20 protein-coding genes, 1 tRNA gene and 4 pseudogenes are annotated in these 24,754 nt (G+C 47.7%); 19 read left to right on the forward strand and 6 right to left on the reverse strand.

The genetic code is table 11. The features are described from left to right. The first annotated feature begins 70 nt into the window (after positions 1-70). The 6 genes from murC to lpxC all read left to right on the forward strand — a co-directional run bounded on the left by murC (position 71) and on the right by lpxC (position 6,825). Positions 71-1,549, forward strand: a complete 1,479-nt coding sequence (gene murC, locus OK023_RS02995) for a UDP-N-acetylmuramate--L-alanine ligase (protein WP_317694711.1) — start codon at positions 71-73, stop codon at positions 1,547-1,549. After that, positions 1,539-2,459 (forward strand): D-alanine--D-alanine ligase, encoded by a 921-nt coding sequence (locus tag OK023_RS03000; protein ID WP_317694712.1) that lies wholly within the window; start codon positions 1,539-1,541, stop codon positions 2,457-2,459. Before murC ends, OK023_RS03000 begins: the two co-directional genes overlap by 11 nt. 1 nt (position 2,460) lies before the next feature. Then, a complete protein-coding gene (gene ftsQ, locus OK023_RS03005; RefSeq protein WP_317694713.1) occupies positions 2,461-3,324 on the forward strand; it encodes a cell division protein FtsQ in 864 nt (287 codons plus the stop codon). Further along, a complete protein-coding gene (gene ftsA / locus OK023_RS03010) occupies positions 3,321-4,577 on the forward strand; it encodes a cell division protein FtsA (RefSeq protein WP_317694714.1) in 1,257 nt (418 codons plus the stop codon). Before ftsQ ends, ftsA begins: the two co-directional genes overlap by 4 nt. A 72-nt stretch (positions 4,578-4,649) precedes the next feature. Further along, entirely contained in the window at positions 4,650-5,804 is a 1,155-nt protein-coding gene (gene ftsZ, locus OK023_RS03015; protein ID WP_317694715.1) for a cell division protein FtsZ, read from the forward strand. 103 nt (positions 5,805-5,907) lie between these two features. Further along, entirely contained in the window at positions 5,908-6,825 is a 918-nt protein-coding gene (lpxC, locus tag OK023_RS03020; protein WP_317694716.1) for a UDP-3-O-acyl-N-acetylglucosamine deacetylase, read from the forward strand. Between the two features lie 16 nt (positions 6,826-6,841). Here lpxC and OK023_RS03025 read toward each other — a convergent pair whose 3' ends face one another. Further along, the gene (locus tag OK023_RS03025; protein ID WP_317694717.1) at positions 6,842-7,357 is read right to left on the reverse strand and encodes a DUF721 domain-containing protein; all 516 of its coding nucleotides are present in this window, start codon (positions 7,355-7,357) and stop codon (positions 6,842-6,844) included. Between the two features lie 26 nt (positions 7,358-7,383). Here OK023_RS03025 and secM point away from each other — a divergent pair, with 26 nt between their 5' ends. The 3 genes from secM to mutT all read left to right on the forward strand — a co-directional run bounded on the left by secM (position 7,384) and on the right by mutT (position 11,193). Beyond that, positions 7,384-7,917: a secA translation cis-regulator SecM gene (gene secM, locus OK023_RS03030; protein WP_317694718.1), complete on the forward strand. Its 534-nt coding sequence runs from the start codon at positions 7,384-7,386 to the stop codon at positions 7,915-7,917. An 83-nt stretch (positions 7,918-8,000) separates the two neighbouring features. After that, positions 8,001-10,712, forward strand: coding sequence for a preprotein translocase subunit SecA (secA, locus tag OK023_RS03035; protein WP_317694719.1), 2,712 nt, complete (start codon positions 8,001-8,003; stop codon positions 10,710-10,712). 76 nt (positions 10,713-10,788) lie between these two features. After that, positions 10,789-11,193: an 8-oxo-dGTP diphosphatase MutT gene (gene mutT / locus OK023_RS03040; RefSeq protein WP_317694720.1), complete on the forward strand. Its 405-nt coding sequence runs from the start codon at positions 10,789-10,791 to the stop codon at positions 11,191-11,193. A 36-nt stretch (positions 11,194-11,229) separates the two neighbouring features. On the opposite strand, the gene yacG is transcribed toward mutT, so the two are convergent. The 3 genes from yacG to coaE all read right to left on the reverse strand — a co-directional run bounded on the left by yacG (position 11,230) and on the right by coaE (position 12,982). Beyond that, positions 11,230-11,421: a DNA gyrase inhibitor YacG gene (gene yacG / locus OK023_RS03045; RefSeq protein ID WP_317694721.1), complete on the reverse strand. Its 192-nt coding sequence runs from the start codon at positions 11,419-11,421 to the stop codon at positions 11,230-11,232. 187 nt (positions 11,422-11,608) lie between these two features. Continuing rightward, complete coding sequence (gene zapD / locus OK023_RS03050) at positions 11,609-12,361, reverse strand: cell division protein ZapD (RefSeq protein ID WP_317694722.1); 753 nt, start codon at positions 12,359-12,361, stop codon at positions 11,609-11,611. 6 nt (positions 12,362-12,367) lie between these two features. Then, entirely contained in the window at positions 12,368-12,982 is a 615-nt protein-coding gene (gene coaE / locus OK023_RS03055) for a dephospho-CoA kinase (protein WP_317694723.1), read from the reverse strand. 457 nt (positions 12,983-13,439) lie between these two features. Here coaE and OK023_RS03060 point away from each other — a divergent pair, with 457 nt between their 5' ends. The 9 genes and pseudogenes from OK023_RS03060 to OK023_RS03100 all read left to right on the forward strand — a co-directional run bounded on the left by OK023_RS03060 (position 13,440) and on the right by OK023_RS03100 (position 20,269). Next, complete coding sequence (locus OK023_RS03060) at positions 13,440-14,483, forward strand: GMP reductase (protein ID WP_317694724.1); 1,044 nt, start codon at positions 13,440-13,442, stop codon at positions 14,481-14,483. A 296-nt stretch (positions 14,484-14,779) separates the two neighbouring features. After that, complete coding sequence (gene frsA / locus OK023_RS03065; protein WP_317694725.1) at positions 14,780-16,030, forward strand: esterase FrsA; 1,251 nt, start codon at positions 14,780-14,782, stop codon at positions 16,028-16,030. A gap of 99 nt (positions 16,031-16,129) precedes the next feature. Continuing rightward, a complete protein-coding gene (gene crl, locus OK023_RS03070) occupies positions 16,130-16,531 on the forward strand; it encodes a sigma factor-binding protein Crl (protein WP_317694726.1) in 402 nt (133 codons plus the stop codon). Between the two features lie 114 nt (positions 16,532-16,645). Further along, a complete protein-coding gene (gene proB, locus OK023_RS03075) occupies positions 16,646-17,749 on the forward strand; it encodes a glutamate 5-kinase (RefSeq protein WP_317694727.1) in 1,104 nt (367 codons plus the stop codon). Between the two features lie 14 nt (positions 17,750-17,763). Then, positions 17,764-19,017 (forward strand): glutamate-5-semialdehyde dehydrogenase, encoded by a 1,254-nt coding sequence (gene proA / locus OK023_RS03080; protein WP_317694728.1) that lies wholly within the window; start codon positions 17,764-17,766, stop codon positions 19,015-19,017. 170 nt (positions 19,018-19,187) lie between these two features. Next, a tRNA-Thr gene (locus tag OK023_RS03085) sits at positions 19,188-19,258 on the forward strand. 143 nt (positions 19,259-19,401) lie between these two features. Further along, positions 19,402-19,584: pseudogene (locus OK023_RS03090) on the forward strand (Arm DNA-binding domain-containing protein); the annotation flags it as partial. A 102-nt stretch (positions 19,585-19,686) separates the two neighbouring features. After that, positions 19,687-19,842 (forward strand): annotated as a pseudogene (locus tag OK023_RS03095) (hypothetical protein); the annotation flags it as partial. Between the two features lie 7 nt (positions 19,843-19,849). Continuing rightward, the gene (locus tag OK023_RS03100) at positions 19,850-20,269 is read left to right on the forward strand and encodes a hypothetical protein (protein WP_317694729.1); all 420 of its coding nucleotides are present in this window, start codon (positions 19,850-19,852) and stop codon (positions 20,267-20,269) included. 321 nt (positions 20,270-20,590) lie between these two features. Here the strand turns inward: OK023_RS03100 and OK023_RS03105 are convergent. Next, positions 20,591-20,923: pseudogene (locus OK023_RS03105) on the reverse strand (IS1 family transposase); the annotation flags it as partial. A 1,082-nt stretch (positions 20,924-22,005) separates the two neighbouring features. Then, positions 22,006-22,257 (reverse strand): annotated as a pseudogene (locus OK023_RS03110) (IS1 family transposase); the annotation flags it as partial. A gap of 245 nt (positions 22,258-22,502) precedes the next feature. Between OK023_RS03110 and OK023_RS03115 the strand changes: the two are divergent. Continuing rightward, positions 22,503-24,548: a M60 family metallopeptidase gene (locus OK023_RS03115; RefSeq protein WP_317694730.1), complete on the forward strand. Its 2,046-nt coding sequence runs from the start codon at positions 22,503-22,505 to the stop codon at positions 24,546-24,548. Positions 24,549-24,754: the final 206 nt, after the last annotated feature.

The raw sequence follows: 24,754 nt of genomic DNA on the forward strand, positions 1-24,754 counted from the left end.
CTTGGTGTGCCGGGCCTGATGAAGAATAGGTCAGATGGGGTTCGCAGATTGAACCCGGATAGAGAGAGTGATGAATACACAACAATTGGCGAAATTACGTACTTTCGTGCCTGAGATGCGACGCGTCCGGCACATACACTTTGTTGGCATTGGTGGCGCTGGCATGGGTGGTATCGCCGAGGTGTTGGCCAATGAAGGTTATCAGATCAGTGGTTCCGACCTGGCACCGAACGCGGTAACTCAACAGTTGAGTGAACTTGGTGCAACAATTTATTTTCATCATCGCCCAGAGAATGTGTTGGATGCCAGCGTTGTTGTGGTCTCCACCGCTATCCCCGCGGATAACCCGGAGATTGTCGCAGCCCGTGAGGCGCGTATTCCGGTGATCCAGCGGGCCGAGATGCTGGCGGAGTTGATGCGTTATCGCCATGGTATCGCTATTGCTGGTACCCATGGCAAAACAACCACAACGGCGATGGTTTCCAGCATTTATGCAGAGGCTGGCCTTGACCCAACGTTTGTTAACGGTGGATTGGTCAAAGCAGCTGGCACCCATGCACGCTTGGGCTCCAGCCGTTATCTGATTGCAGAAGCGGATGAAAGCGATGCGTCTTTTTTGCACTTGCAGCCGATGGTGGCGATTGTTACCAACATCGAAGCCGACCATATGGATACCTACCATGGTGACTTCGAGAATTTGAAACAGACCTTCATTAACTTTCTGCATAACCTGCCGTTTTATGGGCGTGCAGTAATGTGTGTTGATGACCCTGTTGTTCGTGAGCTATTACCGCGTGTTGGGCGCCATATCACGACCTACGGCTTTAATGAAGATGCGGATGTTCGCATAGAGAGCTACCGCCAGGTGGGTCATCAAGGGCATTTTACCCTGAGCCGCCAAGATAAACCCCTGCTTACAGTCACCTTGAATGCGCCAGGAAGGCATAACGCCTTGAATGCGGCTGCAGCGGTCGCAGTCGCTACGGAAGAAGGTATCGCCGATGAGGCCATCCTAATTGCCTTGGAAGGTTTTCAGGGGACGGGACGGCGTTTCGATTTTCTGGGCGAGTTCCCTCTGTTAGGGGTTAACGGCAAGTCGGGCAATGCGATGCTGGTGGATGATTATGGCCACCATCCAACGGAAGTTGATGCGACTATCAAGGCAGCACGTGCGGGTTGGCCAAGTAAACGGTTGGTGATGATTTTCCAGCCACACCGTTATACGCGTACTCGCGATTTGTACGATGATTTTGCGAACGTTTTGTCACAGGTTGATGTATTGCTGATGCTGGATGTTTACCCGGCAGGCGAGGCTCCTATTCCAGGTGCCGACAGCCGTAGCTTATGCCGAACTATTCGTAATCGAGGCAAGCTTGATCCTATTTTGGTTTCCGACGTGGAAACTGTACCTGCGACTTTAGCGCACTTTATACAAGGTGATGACCTGGTGCTGGTACAAGGGGCGGGTAATGTTGGTAAGATTGCGCGCAAACTTGCAGAACAGAAGCTGAAAGCACTGAATAAATTGGAGGAGCACCATGGCAGATAAAGTTGCAGTGTTGCTGGGTGGGGCCTCTGCAGAACGTGAAGTTTCTTTGCAATCTGGTGCTGCCGTACTTGCAGGGTTGAGAGAAGCAGGGATTGATGCGTACGCTATCGATCCGCATGATTTTCCAGTCACACAGTTGAAAGAGCATGGCTTCAACAAGGTGTTTATTGCCTTGCATGGCCGTGGTGGTGAAGATGGTACGTTACAGGGCCTGTTGGATTATTTACAGCTACCCTATACCGGCAGTGGCGTGATGGCATCGGCACTGACCATGGACAAGTGGCGCACCAAAATGGTGTGGCAATCTATGGGGCTACCCGTAGCACCTTACGTTGCGCTGAGTCGTCAGCACTATTTTGGCAGTGAACGAGGGAGTTTGCTTGCAGCGATTGACGGTCTTGGCCTGCCATTGATCGTTAAGCCAAGTCGCGAAGGTTCTAGCGTTGGCATGAGCAAAGTGATCGAACTTAGCGCTCTTGAAAACGCATTGGAAGAGGCTTTCCGCCATGATGATGACGTACTGGTAGAAAAGTGGTTGAGCGGCCCTGAATACACCCTGGCGATCCTGGGTGATCAAGTACTACCTTCTATACGTATCCAACCGGCTGGTGTGTTTTACGATTATCAGGCCAAATATCTTTCGGACGATACGCAGTATTTTTGCCCCAGTGGCCTGGATGCACAGCAGGAAGCCGAAATAGCTGAACTGGCATTGCGTGCTTACCGTGGGCTGGGTTGTAGTGGTTGGGGACGTGTTGATGTTATGCAGGATAGCGATAGTGGTTTCTATCTTTTGGAAGTGAATACTTCTCCTGGCATGACCAGCCACAGTCTGGTTCCGATGGCTGCGCGTCAGTTTGGTTTAACTTTCTCGCAGTTGGTCGCAAGAATTTTGGCGCTGGCCGACTGAGATGCCGCAAGCTGCTCTAAATACGCGCGAACGCGAGACGGATAACGGTACGCGTCGTAGCAACGGCACCCAATTGGCAGGAATGATTTTTCTGCTGCTGGTGTTGGGAACGCTTGTGTGGGGCGGATGGGTAGTTGTTGGTTGGATGAAAGATGCCAGTCGTTTACCGCTTTCAAAGCTGGTAGTAACAGGTGAACGCCATTACACCACCAACGATGATATTCGCCAGGCTATTCTGGCGCTGGGAGCGCCGGGAACGTTTATGACACAGGGTGTGGACATTATTCAGCAGCAGATTGAACGTATGACGTGGATCAAGCAGGCCAGCGTGCGTAAGCAATGGCCTGATGAGTTGAGGATCCATCTGGTGGAATACGTTCCAGTAGCATATTGGAACGATTTGCACATGATTGATGTTGACGGTAAATCGTTTAGTGTTCCGGCAGGTCGTTTAGGCAAACAGAAATTACCGTTGCTTTACGGCCCAGAAGGCAGTGAAGAGGATGTTCTGGAAGGTTATCGCACCATGAACAGCGTGTTGGCAGCCAGCAAGTATACGTTGAAAATGGTGGCTATGACTGCTCGGCACTCATGGCAGTTAGTTTTGGATAACGATGTTCGGTTGGAGCTGGGGCGTGATGACCCTGTAGGGCGTCTACAACGCTTTATTGGGCTTTATCCGGTGTTATTACAACAGGCGCAAGCGGAAAATAAACGTATCAGCTATGTCGACTTGCGTTATGACTCGGGTGCTTCGGTCGGTTGGGCTCCGGCGTTCTTCGATCCGTCAGTTAGCGGGCAGGTGGCAGGCGATCGGACAAACAGCAATCAGCAACAGAATCAGGCACAGGCAAAACAACAATGATCAAGTCGACGGACAGAAAACTGGTAGTTGGACTGGAGATAGGTACTGCAAAGGTCTCCGCATTGGTAGGGGAAGTTCTACCCGATGGCATGATCAACATTATCGGGGTGGGTAGCTGTCCGTCTCGCGGAATGGATAAGGGTGGCGTTAACGATCTGGAGTCGGTAGTCAAATGCGTACAGCGTGCTATCGATCAGGCTGAACTGATGGCTGATTGTCAGATTTCTTCGGTTTATCTGGCATTATCTGGCAAACATATCAGTTGTCAGAATGAAATTGGGATGGTACCTATTTCAGAAGAGGAAGTGACTCAGGAAGACGTAGAGAACGTGGTACACACTGCCAAATCTGTGCGTGTACGTGATGAACACCGTATCCTGCATGTTATTCCCCAGGAATACGCTATTGACTATCAGGAAGGGATCAAGAACCCGGTTGGTCTATCAGGCGTACGCATGCATGCTAAAGTACACTTGATTACCTGCCATAATGATATGGCGAAGAATATTGTCAAAGCTGTTGAACGTTGTGGCCTGAAAGTGGACCAGCTTATTTTCGCCGGTTTGGCTGCCAGTTATGCAGTGTTGACCGAAGATGAACGTGAACTTGGTGTCTGTGTCGTTGATATTGGCGGTGGCACCATGGATATAGCGGTTTATACTGGTGGTGCACTGCGCCATACTAAAGTTATCCCCTATGCCGGGAACGTGGTCACCAGCGATATTGCCTACGCCTTCGGTACGCCACCAACAGATGCAGAAGCGATAAAAGTTCGACACGGCTGTGCACTTGGAGCAATTGTCAGCAAGGATGAGAATGTAGAGGTTCCTAGCGTCGGAGGGCGTCCTCCGCGTAGTCTGCAAAGACAGACACTGGCTGAAGTTATTGAGCCGCGCTACACCGAGTTATTGAATCTGGTCAACGATGAAATTTTGCAATTGCAAGAGCAACTTCGGGGCCAAGGGGTGAAACATCATCTGGCCGCAGGTATTGTACTGACTGGTGGGGCTGCTCAGATTGATGGCTTGGCTGCCTGCGCGCAACGGGTATTCCATACTCAGGTTCGCATTGGTCAACCCCTTAATATTACGGGGCTGACTGATTATGCACAAGAACCTTACTATTCGACAGCTGTCGGGCTATTGCATTACGGAAAAGAATCTCACATGAACAGTGAGGCAGAAGTAGAAAAACGCGCCTCGGTGGGCAATTGGTTTAAGCGTATCAATAGCTGGCTGAGAAAAGAGTTTTAACGTTTAGACAAAAAGATCATACATAAGTCTTTTTTTGATCTTGCAGCGACAGGCACAAAACGGAGAGAAACTATGTTTGAACCAATGGAACTAACCAATGACGCGGTGATTAAAGTCATCGGCGTCGGCGGTGGCGGTGGCAACGCCGTTGAACACATGGTGCGTGAGCGTATCGAAGGTGTTGAATTCTTTGCCGTTAATACAGACGCCCAGGCATTACGCAAAACGGCAGTTGGCCAAACGATCCAGATCGGTAGTGGTATTACCAAGGGGCTAGGGGCTGGTGCTAACCCGGAGGTGGGCAGAAATTCGGCCGAAGAGGATCGTGAAGCCCTGCGCACCGCTCTGGAAGGTGCAGACATGGTCTTCATCGCGGCTGGCATGGGAGGTGGTACAGGCACAGGTGCAGCCCCCGTTGTTGCCGAAGTGGCAAAAGATCTGGGTATCCTGACCGTGGCCGTGGTGACCAAGCCTTTCAACTTTGAAGGCAAGAAGCGCATGGCATTTGCCGAGCAGGGTATCGCAGAGTTGTCCAAACACGTCGACTCACTGATCACTATTCCGAATGACAAGTTGCTGAAAGTTCTGGGTCGTGGCATTTCACTGCTGGATGCGTTTGGCGCAGCTAACGACGTGCTAAAAGGTGCTGTGCAAGGTATTGCTGAACTGATCACCCGTCCAGGATTGATGAACGTCGACTTTGCCGACGTGCGTACTGTCATGTCCGAAATGGGCTATGCGATGATGGGGTCCGGTGTGGCAAGTGGTGAAGATCGTGCTGAAGAGGCCGCAGAAATGGCAATTTCCAGCCCGCTGCTGGAAGATATCGACCTTTCTGGTGCCCGTGGTGTGTTGGTTAACATAACAGCCGGTTTTGACCTGCGTCTTGATGAGTTTGAGACTGTAGGTAATACCATTCGTGCATTCGCCTCTGATAATGCGACGGTGGTTATCGGTACTTCGTTGGATCCGGAAATGAACGATGAGCTGCGTGTCACCGTTGTTGCGACTGGTATCGGTATGGATAAGCGTCCAGAAATCACTCTGGTAACTAACAAACAGTCCAGCCAGTCAGTGATGGAGCATCGTTACCAACAGCACGGAATGTCACCCTTGCAACAGGAAGTTAAATCTGTAGCTAAGGTGGTGAACGATCAGAACGCGCAGCCAAATAAAGAGCCTGACTATCTGGACATCCCAGCCTTCCTGCGCAAACAGGCTGACTAGGAATATCCCGATAATTTGGAATCTCCGTTTTTTGTGCTACACTTTTCCGCTAGCCTTGCTATATGCTGGGCTGGTAGGATTGATAACACTGCGAGATAACACGATGATCAAACAAAGGACTTTAAAACGTATTGTTCAGGCGACTGGTGTCGGTTTGCATACCGGCAAAAAGGCTACTTTGACAATGCGCCCAGCGTCGGCTAATACCGGGGTCATCTATCGTCGCACTGACTTGAATCCACCGGTTGATTTTCCGGCTGATGCAAAATCCGTGCGTGATACCATGCTCTGTACTTGCCTGGTCAATGAGCATGACGTGCGTATTTCTACCGTTGAACATCTTAATGCTGCCCTGGCAGGCTTGGGCATCGACAATATCATTATTGAAGTTGACGCTGCTGAAATTCCGATTATGGATGGTAGCGCCAGCCCGTTCGTTTTTCTGCTGTTGGATGCAGGCATTGAAGAGTTGAATTCGGCGAAGAAGTTCCTGCGACTGAAAGATACCGTGCGTGTTGAAGATGGTGATAAGTGGGCCGAGTTGTCTCCGCACAATGGATTCAGCTTAGATTTCACTATAGATTTTAATCATCCTGCGATTGATGCTAGCACCCAGCGCTATCGTCTTGATTTTTCGGCAGATTCATTTGTGAGTCAAATCAGTCGCGCGCGCACTTTTGGTTTCATGCGTGATATTGAATATCTGCAATCTCGTGGTCTTGCCCTGGGGGGCAGTTTCGATTGCGCCATTGTGGTTGACGATTATCGTGTCCTAAATGAAGACGGCCTGCGCTTCGAGGACGAGTTCGTTCGCCATAAAATGTTGGATGCTATCGGTGATTTGTTCATGTGTGGTCATAACATTATTGGCGCGTTTACTGCGTACAAATCTGGTCATGCATTGAATAACAAATTGCTGCAAGCTGTTCTTGCGAAACAGGAAGCTTGGGAATATGTGACATTCCAGGATGAAGCAGAAATGCCTCTGGCATTCAAGGCTCCATCGACCGTGTTGGCGTAAACCGACACCGCTATTATTATTTATCATGACTGGTAGCGTTGGCTCTCTCTCCTGCCAACGCTGCCAGTCGTTCTAATATCATACGTAATTTCTCTGGGCTGCGTGCAGCCAATCCCCTTAGTGAATCCGCACTTTGCTGGCTCAAAGGTACACTTTTTTGCTCATTTTCTGCCATTTTTGTAGTACTTTGCACCTGGCTGTTTCCTTTTGCCATTAAGGCTGGATTAATCCTGATGTCGATTGACGACAATGATGGTAGAATTTGTGCGCGTAGTGCGGATAACAGGCTAGGTTGTTCATAGCGTAAGCGCATCATCCAACTGGCATTTGCGGTTTCCAGCACTAAAATACCCTGTCGGAAATTGGCGACACGGCACCAGGGATGCAGCTGAGCAGGTAATAAACCTTTCACTGCACGATTGAGCTTCAGGAGCGCAACGGCGCGTTGCTGAACGTTATGCAGCGGTCCTTTATCTGCTGCAGACGCGTCGTCGAAAAGGACATCTAATAATTGTGGACGGCTATCGCGCATAACAGGCTCCGGCGGATAATAAACTTGTGATCGGTATTCTAAATCGTTGGCGACAATTTGGCAGACGTTATTTCTGGCCCCATCTCCTGTTAGGAATGGTTGCGGCTACGCTTGGCGTACCGCAAAATCTTGCTGGCACAGCTGATCAAACTGCATTACCAAGCTCGTCATCCAGCCTTAACCGACAAAATTCGCCTAGCCATGCTTTTAGCAGCCTGGCTTTGCTGCAAGAAGTGCATCGTCGAACAACGATTAGCGTTGATTACTGGCAACAGCATGCACTTAGAACTGTTATTCGTCACCTCTCTTTTGCTCTTGCACCGCAGGCTGTTTATGCACGTGTACAAGAAGCAGATAATGACACGGTTGAATCTCCGTTGCAGGTGGTTCAACTGGCACTGCTTTCTACACTCAACGCATTATTAACTCATGAGTCAAAACCGCCAGCTATAATTCGTAGTACGCATCGTTCTATAGTTCCTTCTTTGGCGCAGCATCATGCAGGGCTTTGGCTCGCTCAAGTGCAGGGAATTCGTGCTGGACCAGGCCTTCTCAACTGATATTCGCCCTTGGGGAAAAAACCTTAAAATAACAGTCTGTTGATGGCAGATATTCTGCTGCAGCGTAAGAGATATTGAGAATCATGTTAACTAAATTATTGACCAAAGTTTTTGGTAGCAGTAACGATCGTACCCTGCGTCGCATGCGCAAAGTGGTTGAACAGATTAACAGTATGGAATCAGACATGGTAAAACTGTCTGATACCGAATTGCAGGCCAAAACCAACGAATTCCGCGAACGCCTGAAAAACGGTGAAGCATTGGAAAAACTTATCCCAGAAGCGTTTGCAGTGGTACGTGAGGCCAGCAAGCGAGTATTTGGCATGCGTCATTTCGACGTGCAACTGCTGGGTGGTATGGTGTTGAATAACCGTTGCATCGCGGAAATGCGTACCGGTGAAGGTAAAACGCTGACAGCAACCTTGCCTGCTTATCTGAATGCTTTGAGTGGCCGTGGTGTGCATGTTGTTACCGTCAACGATTATCTGGCGCAGCGTGACGCTGAAAATAACCGCCCCTTGTTCGAGTTTCTTGGTCTGACGGTTGGCATTAACCTTCCTGGCATGCCCGCACCTGCTAAGCGTGCAGCTTATGCTGCCGATATTACTTACGGTACTAACAACGAATACGGTTTTGACTACTTACGAGACAATATGGCGTTCAGCCCTGAAGATCGGGTACAGCGCAAACTGCATTATGCGTTGGTGGACGAAGTTGACTCTATTCTGATCGACGAGGCGCGTACACCACTGATTATCTCTGGCCCTGCTGAAGACAGTTCAGAGATGTATATTCGTGTTAACAAGCTGATCCCTAATTTGATCCGTCAGGAAAAGGAAGACTCGGAAACCTTCCAAGGAGAGGGGCACTTCTCGGTTGATGAAAAAGCGCGTCAGGTTCATTTGACTGAGCGTGGTCTTGTCCTGATTGAGGAGATGCTGATGGAAGCCGGTATTATGAATGAAGAGGAATCTCTCTATTCACCGAGCAACATCATGCTGATGCACCATGTTACTGCTGCGCTGCGTGCCCATGTTCTGTTTACCCGTGACGTTGACTACATTGTAAAAGATGGCGAAGTCATCATTGTGGATGAACACACAGGGCGTACAATGCAGGGGCGTCGTTGGTCTGATGGTTTGCACCAGGCCGTAGAAGCGAAAGAAGGCGTTAAGATCCAAAATGAGAACCAGACTCTAGCTTCGATAACCTTCCAGAACTATTTCCGTTTGTACGAGAAACTGGCTGGTATGACCGGAACAGCGGATACGGAAGCATTCGAATTCAGCTCGATTTATAAGCTGGATACCATTGTTGTACCGACCAACCGCCCTATGATCCGTAAAGATATGCCGGATCTGGTCTATATGACTGAAAGAGAGAAGATTGCCGCGATCATAGAAGATATCCGCGAGCGGACGGCTAATGGTCAGCCGGTACTGGTAGGGACGATCTCAATCGAGAAATCAGAAGTGGTTTCCCGTGAGCTTAAGAAAGCCGGCATCGAGCACAAGGTTCTGAATGCTAAATTCCACGCTATGGAAGCAGATATCGTAGCGCAAGCCGGTCAGACAGGTGCGGTAACTATTGCGACGAACATGGCTGGCCGCGGTACTGATATCATGTTGGGTGGCAGTTGGCAGGCTGAAATTGCCAATCTGGAAAATCCAACAGAAGAGCAGATTGCGGCGATTAAGGAGGCTTGGCAAATCCGTCATGATGCCGTATTAGCTGCGGGTGGTTTGCACATTATCGGTACTGAGCGCCATGAGTCACGCCGTATCGATAACCAGTTGCGTGGCCGTTCGGGCCGTCAGGGGGATGCGGGTTCCTCACGATTCTATCTGTCTATGGAAGATGCGTTGATGCGTATTTTCGCTTCGGATCGTGTATCTGGCATGATGCGTAAGCTGGGCATGAAAGAAGGGGAAGCCATCGAACACCCGTGGGTGACCAAGGCTATCGCCAATGCGCAGCGTAAGGTCGAGAGCCGTAACTTCGATATTCGTAAGCAACTGCTGGAATATGATGACGTCGCCAATGACCAGCGTCGTGCGATCTATAGCCAGCGTAATGAACTGCTTGATGTTTCTGACGTGAGCGAAACGATAGCCAGCATTCGTGAAGACGTGTTCAAATCCACTATTGATAGCTATATTCCGCCACAGTCGCTTGAAGAGATGTGGGATGTCCAAGGGCTGGAAGAACGTCTGAAGAATGATTTTGATTTGGATATGCCGATCGCCCAATGGCTAGATAAAGAACCTGAGCTTCATGAAGAAACGCTGCGTGAGCGTATTTTGGAAACAGCGAATACAGAATACCTGCGTAAGGAAGAAGTTGTCGGTGCAGATATGATGCGCAACTTCGAGAAAGGCGTGATGCTGCAAACACTGGATTCCTTGTGGAAAGAGCACTTAGCGGCGATGGATTACCTGCGTCAAGGTATCCATCTACGCGGCTACGCGCAGAAAGATCCGAAACAAGAGTACAAGCGTGAGTCCTTTAACATGTTTGCCAACATGTTGGAATCATTGAAATATGAAGTGATCAGCGTGCTCAGTAAGGTGCAGGTGCGGATGCCTGAAGAAGTTGAGGCTTTGGAGCAACAGCGCCGTGAAGAAGCTGAACGTTTGGCTCGCTATCAACAACTGACCCATGAGGAAGAAAACGCATTGGCAATCACGGATCCAAACGTACCAATAGTAGCCGAACGTAAAGTCGGTCGTAATGACCCTTGCCCATGCGGTTCTGGCAAAAAATACAAGCAGTGCCACGGTCGTTTACAAGACTAAGTTGGATTACAGTGACTCATTAAATATAAAGGCTCAGCTTGCTGAGCCTTTTTAACGTAAAAGTCTGGAGAATGCGATGAAACATTTAAACATCGCTGTTGGTATTATCCGTAATTCTCAACAGGAAATTTTTATTACTCGCCGAGCTGTAGATTCTCACATGGCCGGTTTTTGGGAGTTTCCCGGCGGCAAGATTGAACTAGGTGAAACACCAGAACAGGCATTACGTCGTGAATTAACAGAAGAGACAGGGATCGTTGCTCACCATGTGCAGTTGCTTGAAATACTTGAGCACCGATTTAGCGATCGCGTCGTGACGTTGCATTTCTATCTTGCAGAAGATTGGGATGGAGAACCTTACGGTCGTGAAGGCCAACCAATACGTTGGGTTAAACAGATTGATCTGCGTGCTGAGGAGTTTCCTGAAGCTAATGCCAGAATAATTGAGTTGCTGGTCGCGCAGGCTGGCGTTGCGCAATAACTTTAGGCCTGGAAATACCAGGCTATTACTCAGAGATCAACGATCGTCTTCCTCACTCCAGTCCTCTGATTCTGAAAGATCGTTATTGCTTGGAATACGTTTCTCTTCATCGGCCCACTCGCCAAGGTCGATCAACTGGCAGCGTTTGCAGCAAAAGGGTCGGTAAGGGCTTATTTCTCCCCAAACTACGTCTTTGCTACAGGTTGGGCACTTTACTACGGTAATCATGTTGGATTCCTTCTTCTCCCCAATATACTCGTCATACGTCAAGTTGCCTGTGTGTTGGCTGTGTTCAGTTACTCGGCCCAAGTCTGTATCTCATTCTTCTGGGGCAGGTGAGTAACTGTTCAAAAACGCATTGCATCTTTTCATACCACTCGAATTATTTAGAGTATAGATAAAGGGGTTTGTTGTATTAACAGCAGGCTAGCTCAAATGTTAAACGTTCTGGCACCTTGCTATTTTCACTGTCTATTGGCATAAAACGGATCGCATAACGCGTTTTATGGCCTGAAATTTGCGGGTAAACCTGATAATCAAGATTAATATTCAAACGAAGTAAATCTGCACCTTCAGCATTATCCTGAAAAAATCCGTTTAGGCTGATCTGATTACGGAACTGTCCAGCCTGTCTTACCAAGGCGAGTACCATGGTGAGTGCTTGATTCAACGGCTCGAGCGTTTTCAGCCATGCTGCAACGTCGGTATCGCGTTCATGCTGTGAAACGTGCATCCACATATGCAGAGTGGGCAAGTCAAAGCTGCAGCAACCACCCGGAATACTCAGGCGCTGGCGTACCAGACCGATCAAACGATCCTCGCGCAGTGCCTGTCCCATGCGTGGTGCAGACATCAGAGAGGTTGTACACGCTTTCAACTGGCTGCGCAGTTGTTCGATCAACGCCATATCAACACCAGGCATTTCCGCCCATTGCAATAATTTCTGTTGTTGGCGCTCTAGCTCTTTTAATAATTCTGTGCGGACTTCGCCACGCTCAAGTACATCCAACAGGTCTGCAACGGTACGAAAAAAGGTGAGTGCGATAGCTGTTTCGTTCAGTGCCCTTTGGCCATGAAGCTGTTGAAGTAAAAACTCAATTCGCAGCCAGGTGCGCATTTTCTCATTCAAAGGATGTTCAAAGAGAACAGTTGGTGAAGCGTCACTCATTCGGTATTAATCCTGTCGGGTTGCTGATTTTGCCAGCTCAAGGTAACGTTGATGCAACGCGGCAACAGAAGGTCCAATCTCTTGTGCTGTGCCGCTATTGTCAATTACGTCGTCTGCAATGGCCAAGCGTTGTTCACGTGAGACCTGCGCAGACAAAATATTCAGTGCCTGCTGACGACTGATATTGTCGCGGGCTATTGTTCTGGTCAATTGCGTTTCGCAGTCGACGTCGATCACTAAAACACGGTCTGCACGATCCTGTAGTCCATTTTCTACTAATAATGGGATAACCCATAGCACGTAAGGACTCTTGGCTTTGGCCAGTTGATTCTGTGTTTCCTGTTGAATCAATGGATGCAACAATCGGTTTAGCCATGTTTTTTCGTCGGGATGACTGAAGATCCGTTGACGCAAGGCTGAACGGTTGAGTGAACCCTCTGGCAGCAACACGCCATTCCCAAAATGTTGCACAATGGCCAATAACGCCGAGGTACCTGGTTCTACGACCTGGCGAGCGATCACATCGGCATCCACGATGGTCGTACCTAAGCGAGAAAAGGCATCCGCCACCGTTGACTTGCCGCTGCCGATACCGCCTGTTAATGCAACAATATAGGCCATGGTGTATGGGTCCTGATATCACAAAATAACCAAGTCACAAAGCGCTTGCATGCAAGTGTAGTCAAGAGATACGGCCTAGGCTTCTCTGAATGAGGGTACAAAGAAAATGAGGCAGAAATCACACTTTATTAACGTAAGTAAATTTGTGGGATTGTAGCCTAAATAATCGCGAAATCGCAGTCTTGCCGAGTAATTATTAGTGCGTATGATAACGTCACTGGAACTGGCATCTATCTACCCATTGCCTTCGAGCTGAAGTATAGGCTATCGGGCCTCCTCCTTGGGACTATCACAAGCCGTTTTCAAATCAGTTTTCGATAGATTGTTTCCTCAGCGCGTTAACGGGGAAAACGCTAGAAGATGGGTGACTGTTTGGCTGTAGCTTGAGCAATAGAAGGTGTATAGGTTCGAATTACTCCCCTGCGATCCGTCGCCAAAAACCAGGAAATCATGAGTCATGCGTATTGAAGAAGATTTGAAGTTGGGCTTTAAAGATGTGTTGATCCGCCCGAAACGCTCCACGTTGAAAAGCCGTTCAGAAGTTGAATTGGCCCGCCAGTTTACCTTTAAACACTCTGGATGGAACTGGTCCGGAGTGCCTGTTATTGCTGCTAACATGGACACTGTGGGCACCTTCCGCATGGCTGAGGCACTGGCCTCTTTCGATGTTCTCACTGCTGTCCACAAACACTATACCGTTGAGCAGTGGGCTGAGTTTGTCCAGCGTGCGCCCGAATCCACCTTGCGTAACGTGATGGTTTCTACGGGTACTTCTGATGTGGACTTTGTCAAGATGCAGCAAATCCTGGCACTTTCCACGTCACTGAAATTCATCTGCATTGACGTTGCGAACGGTTACTCAGAACACTTTGTCGCCTTCCTGAAAAAAGCCCGAGAAGCTTGCCCACATCACGTGATTTGCGCGGGTAACGTGGTGACCGGTGAAATGGTCGAAGAATTGGTACTGTCGGGTGCAGATATTGTCAAAGTGGGTATCGGTCCTGGTTCGGTGTGCACTACGCGAGTAAAAACCGGGGTGGGTTACCCGCAGCTTTCTGCGGTAATCGAATGCGCTGATGCCGCACATGGCCTCGGTGGGCAGATTGTCAGCGATGGTGGCTGCTCAGTACCGGGGGATGTTGCCAAAGCATTCGGTGGCGGTGCGGATTTTGTCATGTTGGGAGGGATGCTGGCAGGACACGATGAATGTGAAGGCACGATAGTTGAAGAGAACGGCGAGAAGTTTATGCTGTTCTACGGCATGAGTTCAGAATCTGCTATGAAGCGTCACGTAGGCGGCGTTGCAGGTTATCGTGCAGCAGAAGGTAAAACCGTTAAGCTGCCACTGCGTGGTGAAGTTGAATTTACCGTGCGTGATATTCTTGGTGGCCTGCGTTCTGCCTGTACCTATGTGGGTGCAGAGCGTCTGAAAGAGTTAACTAAGCGGACTACGTTCATCCGAGTGGCAGAGCAGGAAAATCGTGTTTTTGGCAGTAAATAACAGATGCTAATCATGGCCTGTTAATGTCGTGTTTTAACCGCCCCTGCCTTGATGGCAGTGGGCGTTTTGTCATAAGCACTCTCAGACCTCATGCAGAATCGCTTCTTGATAAATGAGGTTATCCCCACGTTACGTCAAGATGCTGATGGGCTGCAAAAATGAACCTGATTTCGTCATATTCTGTAAATTGTCCGCATTCTTCGAGGGTAATTTTGGTGTCTTGTACCTGAGTTGGGTTACACTATCTTCAGGCTGTTTCAGGCCTTTCTGCAAGATCCTTGGAGGCTGTTGTTACCATGGCACAAGCCAACCTTTCCGAAACACTATTTAAGCCCTCATTCAAGCATGTTGAAACTTCAACGCTGGTGTCGCGTGTACACCACGCGGTTGGTTCAGACATGCATTCTGCGTTGGAGGGGACCAGCGATAGTCATTGGTACCGCATGCTCAACCATTTGTTGTGGACATGGCGGGGTGTTGATCCACTGGAAATAAGCGAGGTGTTGGCACGTATCGCAGCCTCTAATGCTGAACACAGTGATGATCATTTGTTGGACACCGTGGTGGGTTACCGCAATGGCAACTGGATTTACGAATGGGTGCGGCAGGGAGTGGAGTGGCAGCAACGAGCTCAAGGGCAGGAAGATCCTCTATTGGGGGGGCAGTATTGGCTGAATGCTGCCAATTTATATAGCATTGCCGGTTATCCTCACCTGAGAGGGGACGAACTGGCCGAACAGGCTGAAATGCTCTCCAATCGTGCCTATGAAGAAGCGGCGCTTTTGTTGCCATATCAGCTAAAAGAGCTGGAATTTCCGATCGAAGGTGGTAGCCCGATCGCCGGTTTCCTGCACATGCCCTATAGCACTCAGGCACCCTATCCAACGGTATTGATGTGCGGCAGCCTTGATACACTACAGACTGATTATCACCGCCTATTCCGGGATTATCTTGCCCCGCATGGCATAGCGATGCTGACAATGGATATGCCCTCTATTGGTTCATCTTCCAAATGGAAATTGACGCAAGACACCAGTTTCCTGCACCAACAGGTGCTGGCACAACTCCCTTCTGTACCCTGGATTGACCATACGCGAGTCTGCGCATTTGGTTTCCGTTTTGGTGCCAATGTTGCCGTCAGGTTAGCTTATTTGGAGCCGAATCGCCTGCGTGGGGTCGCTTGTGTTGGCCCCGTGATACACAGCTTGTTGTGTGATACTAAACGTCAAGGCCGCCTTGTTCCCGATATGTATATGGATGTGTTGGCTAGCCGCATGGGCATGGCCAATGCCTCTGATAACGTTTTGAAAACTGAGTTGAACAGCTACTCTCTAAAAAATCAGGGGTTATTGGGTCGCCGCTGTTCAACTCCAATGTTATCAGCGTACTGGGAAGGGGATCCGTTGAGTCCGAAGGAAGAGTCGCAGTTGATCGTTTATTCTTCATCAAACGGTAAGTTGATTTCTATCCCGCGTACACCTGTTTATCAGAGTTTTCACCAATCCTTACTGCAAATCTGTGATTGGCTTAGAGATAAAATGCGGTAATCAGTTGCTAATTTTCAGTAGTTTGCTAAAAAGAATAAATTATACCTGATGTCTCCCGCAGCTTGAAGGGAGGCAGGTATACAATCAGGAGGTTGAAGAATGGCGTTACCGAGTGGCCACCCAAAAAGCCGTCTAATGAAGTGTTTTGCTAGCCTAGGGCCTTATCTGCGAGAAGGACAATGTGAGAATGACCGCTTTTTCTTTGATTGTTTAGCGGTTTGCGTCAATGTAAAACCAACGCCGGAAAAACGTGAATTCTGGGGATGGTGGCTCGAATTACAAGCTGATGGTTCTCGCTTTATTTATTCTTATCATTTTGGCATTTTCGATAAGGAAGGGCGTTGGAAATCGGAAAAGATCAAAAGTGAAGAAGTAAAGGAAAAACTGGAAACTACGCTACGTGATTTCCATCGCCGTTTGGGCGAACTGCTGGCTACTATGGAGTTGCAATTGGATCCAGCGGACGATTTTGATGATCAACCGATAAAACTCTTCGCTTAAATCATTTTCACTTCAGAAATTCCGTTTAAATCGCGTTGTGCCTGTTGGCATAACGCGACTCTCCTGTTACAAAGTTCTTTGCAATTATTTCTTATTCCAATGGAAGAGACAGATATGAAAGGCAGCCAGACATTGGTTGTGAAATTGGGCACGAGTGTGTTGACCGGTGGATCGCTGCGTCTGAACCGTGCCCATATAGTTGAATTAGTACGCCAATGTGCACAGCAACATGCTGCGGGTCACCGCATTGTTATTGTGACTTCTGGGGCGATTGCCGCTGGGCGCGAACATTTGGGTTATCCAGAATTACCTGCCACAATAGCCTCTAAGCAGTTGCTGGCGGCTGTTGGGCAGAGCCGTCTGATCCAACTCTGGGAGCAGTTTTTTTCTATCTACGGCATCCATATTGGGCAGATGCTGCTCACTCGCGCAGATTTGGAGGATCGTGAAAGATTTCTCAATGCGCGTGACACGATGAGTGCATTACTTGATAACCGCATAGTACCGGTGATCAATGAAAACGACGCCGTAGCTACGGCAGAAATCAAGGTTGGCGATAACGATAATCTATCGGCACTGGCTGCTATTCTGGCGGGAGCAGATAAACTGCTGTTGTTGACCGATCAGCAAGGGCTATACACCGCCGATCCACGAAGTAATCCTGCAGCAGAATTGATCCGTGAAGTTCACAGTATTGACGATGCATTGCGTGCGATTGCAGGCGATAGCGTATCTGGCCTTGGCACCGGTGGTATGGGCACCAAATTGCAGGCAGCGGACGTAGCCCGCCGCGCAGGGATTGACGTGATTATCGCTGCTGGCAACCAGCCTGGTGTAGTTGCTGAAGTCATTAAAGGTAATCCGGTGGGGACCCGTTTTCACGCGGAGGAAACCCCGCTGGAGAACCGCAAGCGCTGGATTTTTGGAGCCCCACCTGCAGGAGAAGTCACCATTGATGATGGCGCAGTGGAAGCAATGATGTCCCGTGGCAGCTCACTACTGCCGAAGGGGATACATGAGGTCAGAGGTGATTTCTCTCGCGGCGAAGTTATTCGCATCTGCAACCTGGCGGGCCGTGATTTAGCACATGGTGTTAGCCGCTACAATAGTGATGCAATGCGTATGATTGCCGGCCACCACTCGCAGGAAATCAGCGAAATTCTGGGTTATGAATACGGCCCGGTAGCCGTGCACCGTGACGATATGATCGTCAGTTAAGGAGTGAACTGAACATGCTTGAGCAGATGGGGAAGGCAGCCAAACACGCCTCTTGGCAATTGGCGGTACTGAACACAGCGAAAAAAAACCAAGTGTTGGCAATGATAGCCGACAAACTGGAGGCCAACAGTGAAGAGATTCTGCTGGCGAATGAGCAGGATATGGTGCAGGCACGTGCACTGGGGATGAGTGAAGCCTTGCTGGATCGTCTGCTGTTAACCCCCGCACGCTTGGCCGCGATTGCTAACGACGTGCGCCAGGTGTGTAGTTTGAGTGACCCGGTAGGCCGTGTATTGGACGGTGATTTCCTGGATAGTGGTCTTAAGTTAGAGCGCCGTCGTGTGCCGCTCGGCGTGATCGGAGTGATCTATGAAGCCCGCCCCAATGTGACTATCGACGTCGCGAGCTTGTGCCTGAAAACCGGTAATGCGGTGATCTTGCGTGGGGGAAAAGAGACGCACCATACCAACCAGGCCACGGTAAAAGTGATCCAGCAAGCGTTGGAACAATGTGGCTTACCTGCTGCTGCGGTACAGGCGATTGAAAGCCCGGATCGTGCTTTGGTGAATGAATTATTACGTATGGATCGCTACGTTGACATGCTTATCCCTCGTGGTGGTGCTGGTTTGCATAAGCTGTGCCGGGAACAATCGACTATTCCGGTTATCACTGGTGGGATCGGCGTTTGTCATATCTATGTGGATGAAAGTGCGGATTACGACAAAGCATTGGCCATTATCGAGAACGCCAAGATCCAGCGCCCAAGTGCCTGTAACTCAGTAGAGACTCTGTTGGTCAACCGCGCAATCGCCAATAGCTTCCTGCCTGTGCTGAGTGTGCGTATGGCTGATGCAGGTGTTACATTACACGCTAGTGATAACGCGATGCCGTTGTTGCAGCAAGGGCCTGCAAAAGTAGTCGCAGTTGAAGCAGAGGATTATGAAGACGAGTGGCTTTCAAGGGATCTGAACGTCACGCTGGTGGATGGCATCGATCAGGCTATTGAACATATTCGTGAACATGGCACCAGCCATTCTGATGCGATTCTAACGCGCTCCTTGAGCCAAGCTGAGTATTTTGTCCGCGCGGTGGATTCTGCAGCGGTGTATGTCAACGCGAGCACTCGCTTTACCGACGGTGGGCAGTTTGGTCTGGGTGCCGAAGTTGCTGTTAGTACCCAGAAACTTCATGCGCGTGGCCCGATGGGCTTAGATGCCTTGACCACCTATAAATGGATTGGTTACGGCGACGATCTGGTCCGCAGCTAAAACCCTGGTTACCGAAGATAGAGTAGGGCGCTCTATCTTCGAGGGAACCATTCGTATTGTATAAAGATGATGAAAGATTCAGCAGGTGGCACGCTACCTATTGACTCACAATTTACTTTTGCCTAATTTGTGCAGCGTACCGTATCTTTATCCACATCAATGTTAATTGCCGATATAGCTCAGTAGGTAGAGCAGCGCACTCGTAACGCGAAGGTCGTAGGTTCGATTCCTATTATCTCATTCACCAACGTCTACTAAAGTCTACCAAAACCCCTTATACTGCCTGTCTTAGCGCAACGCATACTATCCCTACGTCTACTGATATACCCCAAAATCTACAGGTAAGTGGGGGTATGTTCTGTTGTGTTTAATTGTGGCACCCCAATGAAGCTCAACGCTCGCCAGGTTGATACTGCTAAGCCAAAGGATAAACCCTATAAACTCGCTGACGGTGGTGGGTTATACCTTTTGGTTAACCCCAATGGCTCAAGATACTGGCGGCTAAAGTATCGTGTTGCAGGCAAAGAAAAGCTGCTGGCGCTGTGGGTATGTCCAGACGTCGGTCTTTATTCATTTTTTGCGGAACACATTGTTCCATCTTGTGGGGCTGTAGTAGCAGATCAGCAATTCTTAGCCGATCAGATGGGATGAGTAGAGGTAGGTACTGCTGCTGGGATCCTTTCAGAAATTCTACTCATGGGTGCAGGTTTCGCACAGTCAAGGGATGGAACATCAAACCCAAAATGGGGGCGTTGGTATGAGAAATTCCCTTACGGAGATGATCCAAGAGACCAGTTTTTGACACATCAAGGTATTGATTATTAGGAGAAAAATGGCCATTAAGTGGGTTCACCGCATCCTAACGGTTTTTCTATTAATTATTGTCATTATTGGATGTTTGATATGGCGCTCTGATACGGCGCCGTATAACGACAGCCTATACAGTAAAAAAGAACTATCGAATGGCCTTTGGTTATATATTACCAAGCACAATAATCCTAGTGCTACTGATACAGACGTTTACAGATACTACCTGAACAAAAAATTGGATAGTCCGTTAGCGGCTCTGCAAGAAACAGCACCGTTTTTGACGGCAGACACTAGTGAAGCAACTGTATCTGCTATAGGTCAGCATGTAATGGTCAAACTAACGGGAAAGGTTTATTCGTTCTCAAATTCAGCCTTTTTTTACAACGACTCAACCCCTATGATGCCCCGTATTGATTTAAATTTTTATGCTGTAAATGAATAGTTTTCATAAGCAAAAATATATCTTAACAACTGCGAAAATATAAGGGCTCACTATATATCTTCTGATGCCTGTAAGGCATGGAAGGCGACCCACATTAAACAGAATAGAACAACGGCGCTCATTCGCCGAAGCCCGCCCACGCTGGTGCGCTGCTGTCTTAAAGGTTCCGCAACCCCCCATTCCTAGCAAGCCGCCTTTGCTGTTAACCCAAGCTACTGCCACGAAGAAACTGGATGGTCGGAGACAAACAGATTTTACCGCGATGAGTTGCTAAGGTCGCAGAATTCCAGGTATGGGTGGCGGAGACAACACCGATCACCACTAAATTGAGTATCCCAGTGTCTTGTGGTTCAGTCGTTTCAATCTGTTGCGAAGGGTCAGGTTTTCATGTTCAATACGTTGCGTGTAAAGCTTACCCGTAATGTGTTTTTCATTCGGTAACACGTCATAAGCACTGAAATTATCTGTGCACCAGAAGTCCACATTAAAACCTGACAGCAACCCCAGTAATTTACAAAGCGTTTTCTTGCTCCTGCGACCAAAAGCATGGGCAATAATACGTTTGAGACGAGGCTTCAATGCGTACTACAGCCAGCGTTGCTTCTTTTTATTGTCGACAAATGACCACATTTCATCAACTTCCCAATTGAGCTGAAAAGGAGGAACTAACGGCGTGTCGGCGTTCCTCATCATTGCCACCTGCCAGAAGCATGATGTGTAGCGGTATTAAGAACACCTATTTAGCCATCAGCATCCCTTCGATAAAAATGCTGAGTTTATCTGATAATCTCCGGATTGAATACTCGACCATTAATTTTGGGTACTCTCTAATACAGGCGTAAAGTTTATCAGCGCTACGATCTTTAAAACAGTGCCATCCAGATCACACATATTTACTTTAACGTACCAATAAAGTGGATTTATGGGGAGTATATATTAGGCTTACCACGAACTTATAGTTTTGAAGAGATAACTATCATCAGGAATAGTAACTGTCTGAATAGTTTGGTTGAGAAATATTACCGGAATATTGGGCGGCAGATATACTCAGTGCAGAGACTCCAATCGTTTCGGCTGATACACAGTCCTAACTAGAATCTGATTGATATAGGGTATACGCAAAGGGTAATATCAATATTCACATCCTGATGGAGTCTTCCTCGGAATAAGTTTATCTATTGGTCTTATTAAAAGTAGGTGTCTTATATATTTTCGTTTTCTATTGGTTAATGTCACAGAAGTAATAGTCAACTTAAAAAGTAAGAGGTTTCCATGAAGGATGAACTCGTAAAAACGGCATATTTATCGCCTTTTGTACGATTCTCTTGCCAAGCATATAGACAAGAAAAGAGGGGGAGTATCAAAAATAAATCTATACCCCTCATTCTTCAAGTTGCTTGGGTGTTGGCTACGTCTGTTCGCACCAGTCACATAGTAGGCTGTGCTCTTAGCGACTCGCGGTCTTGCCGCCTAGAAGCAACTCGAATTATTTTGGGTATATCAATAGGAAATGAAACTGATTTTACTTTTTATGGAAAAAGAGCAATAGCTAACAAAAACTGGATAAACATTTGAGAAATAAAAAGAGTGATTTTTCACTGAATGGCACTCAAGATTCAAAGTCTGGCATAATTCAGCCAGAAATGGGGATATCCCAATGGGTCACCATAATTGCAAAGAAGCTCATCCCAAACATCATTAAAATAATGATACGTGAAAAAGGATAATGCATCCAATTAGTAGAATAGGTATTTTTTGATAAAGGCACCGATAACCTTTTCATGATGTTCTATAGAGCGTGAAAAGCAGAGGGTTTTACGGACCAGTCTTTTGATTCTGGTTCTCAGCGACAGGTTGTTACACCCAATGCGCTGAGTAAAGATTTTACCGGTCAGATGCCTGTCTTTCGGCACCTCCCGGAAGGTTTCATCGGTTCGTGGACCTAAAGTGTGGGCCAGTATACCGCCTGTTTTGGTATTGTAGGCATACATGAATGATAACTCTGGCCATGAGAGAACCTTAAAAGCCCGCATTACACATCAGATTCAATCAATGAGAAAAAGGAAATATGTTTTAGATGCTCTACAGTTTATATACATTAATTATCATTAAAGATAATAACGTGAGAGAACCATATTATTATTCCATCTTGGATGGAAATCAGTATCCCTGACTAGAATAATCGCTCAATAACGATATTCAGATTAATAATCAATTATTTTAAAGGAATGTTATGAAAGTAAATCAACTAATTTCAAGAGTGAAAATAATACTTGTATTTTTATCCATATTATTCACAGGTGTGGCAAGTGCAAATAGCTCACCATGGTGGGAGGAATTTAGCGCTAATCCTGGTTTTGTCGAAGCCTTGCCACATATCGGCTATAGCTTAGAAGAATTACGTCAAGATACTAATAAGGGATTGCAAGAATCAGCGGATAGCCGCACCCCTTTATTCTGGCTAAAACGTACGATGGAAATGTATCCTCCTGCGTCGCCCGATAACTACAATATGCCTGTAGCACACCATGAGACCAAAGACTGGGTAAACGGGCTTTACGCAACGATGGGGCGGGGTATATTCTTTTTTACCCGAACCTATGGTGAGGTTGGACAAACAATTTCCATCAATGTTGGTAATATCCCAAATGGTGCAAACTGTTATGCAGCAACTGGGCGCGATTTTACCAACACAGACAAAATGTACTTGGATCAACAACCTCTCACGGCTAATAGTGACAACTACTATTCCTTTAAGCAATCAGGTATTTTACTATTGGGTTGCGGCGATCCCGATAAGCAACAGAACGGAAAATTTGTTCCGTTTGAAGTCAGTGGCGCAGAGAAAAGTAATCTCTTTATCTTAGGTCAAAGTACCCAAGATGACTGGCAGGCAGCTAAGACGACAGCCAGCCGTACTGGTTTCGCTTTTCTTTATGATGGACGTATCAATACTGTCGTGCCTAATAAGATAGTCCAACGTACCAATGAAGTTATTGGTGAACAACTGGGAGTTAACCTTCGTACCATTGCCTTGTATGAGAAAGTAAATGGTATGGATGGGTCTGACCCCCTCTTTATTTCTTCTATGGGTTCAATGTTCGCAAACTATAATGAGTGCTGCTATGCAGGTTATAGAAATGGTTATGTGGGTATAGGATTTCATCCTTACTCGATGCATGATGACTGGGGTATTTGGCACGAACTAGGGCATCAGTATGAGCCAATGAGAGAGTATCTAAATCTCTTCCCTGAGATACAGGTGAACCGTTATTCGATAGAGGCTTGTCAGCTGTTTAAAGGGCATGAAGTATCACTTAACCAGTGTCATCCAAGAATTAGTGCCGAAGACGGAAATTGGGATAAGCAGGCAGTTGAAAGTTTTGTGGCATCAGGCACCCAGTACCAAGATTTCAGCACGATAAATGATGGATTCAAGAAGTTGAGTTTTTTCTCTCGCCTGCGTTTTTCTTATGGGGAGAATTTTTTCCCTAAAGTTAACCAGTTGCGTTTGAAAGCCATTCAGGCTGCACCAGGTAAAAGCCGAGCAGATAAGACTAATTATGTATTGGGATCGAAACAACAGGTAATCGATTTTCTCGTGGTGGCTTACAGTCAGGTAGCGGGGTATGACCTGCGCGAATACTTTACGAAATGGGGATTGCATTTCAGTACAATCGCTGGGCAAAAAGTGGCTGATATGAAATTGCCTCAGCCAGGAGAGGAGCAAGCTCTGCGGGTAAACTTGAGTCGGGATAAAATAGAGGCTGTTGCGACCTATAACTACGGTTTTGCGTATAATGTAACGGCGAGCAGCAATCAGGAAAATGTAAACTACCAGTGGAAACATATTGCTGGCGATCGCCGTATATACATTAAAAATCAGGAAGGAGCCTCAGTAGACGTCATTATTCCAAAAAATGTAGAAGGTGTTAGTGCGCGTTTTGAAGTGACAGCTGAAAGTAAAATGGGAGTAGACAGGAAAATACTTGAAGTTCAGGTCTTGTCTCCTGTAGTGAAAGTAACGGGGCCCTCTAGCATAATATCTCAAGAAACTGTTCAGTTTGAAGCGCAGGCAAATTTTGACCAAGCTCGTTATCAATGGACGCTATTAAAAGGCAATGAAGTTGTCAACGGTGGCGTCAGTGAGGATGGCGTAATTAATTCTGGCTTGGGAACGGGGTTATATACACTTAAAGTAGTGGCCAGCAGTGATAAAGGAGCACGTACTATATCACAGTCACGCTCTCTTGAAATAACGGTTGACGCATCCAGTTAGGCCGTGTCGCATTAAGGAGTGGTGAGGTAATATGCTGCCGCCTGACTACTTCTCTGAGCAGAAAAGCCTTAAAGCGCTTGCATTACTCCGCTGATGGGTTCTGTCGTATTAAGTCTTAGTCAGGTAACGTGCTGTTTTTATTATGATGTTATCTGACTATGACTCGGAACCGAAAAATCTTCGTTCGACTCCATTACTCTGTTGAT

Source organism: Serratia sp. UGAL515B_01 (assembly GCF_033095805.1).
Classification (GTDB): Bacteria; Pseudomonadota; Gammaproteobacteria; order Enterobacterales; family Enterobacteriaceae; genus Chania.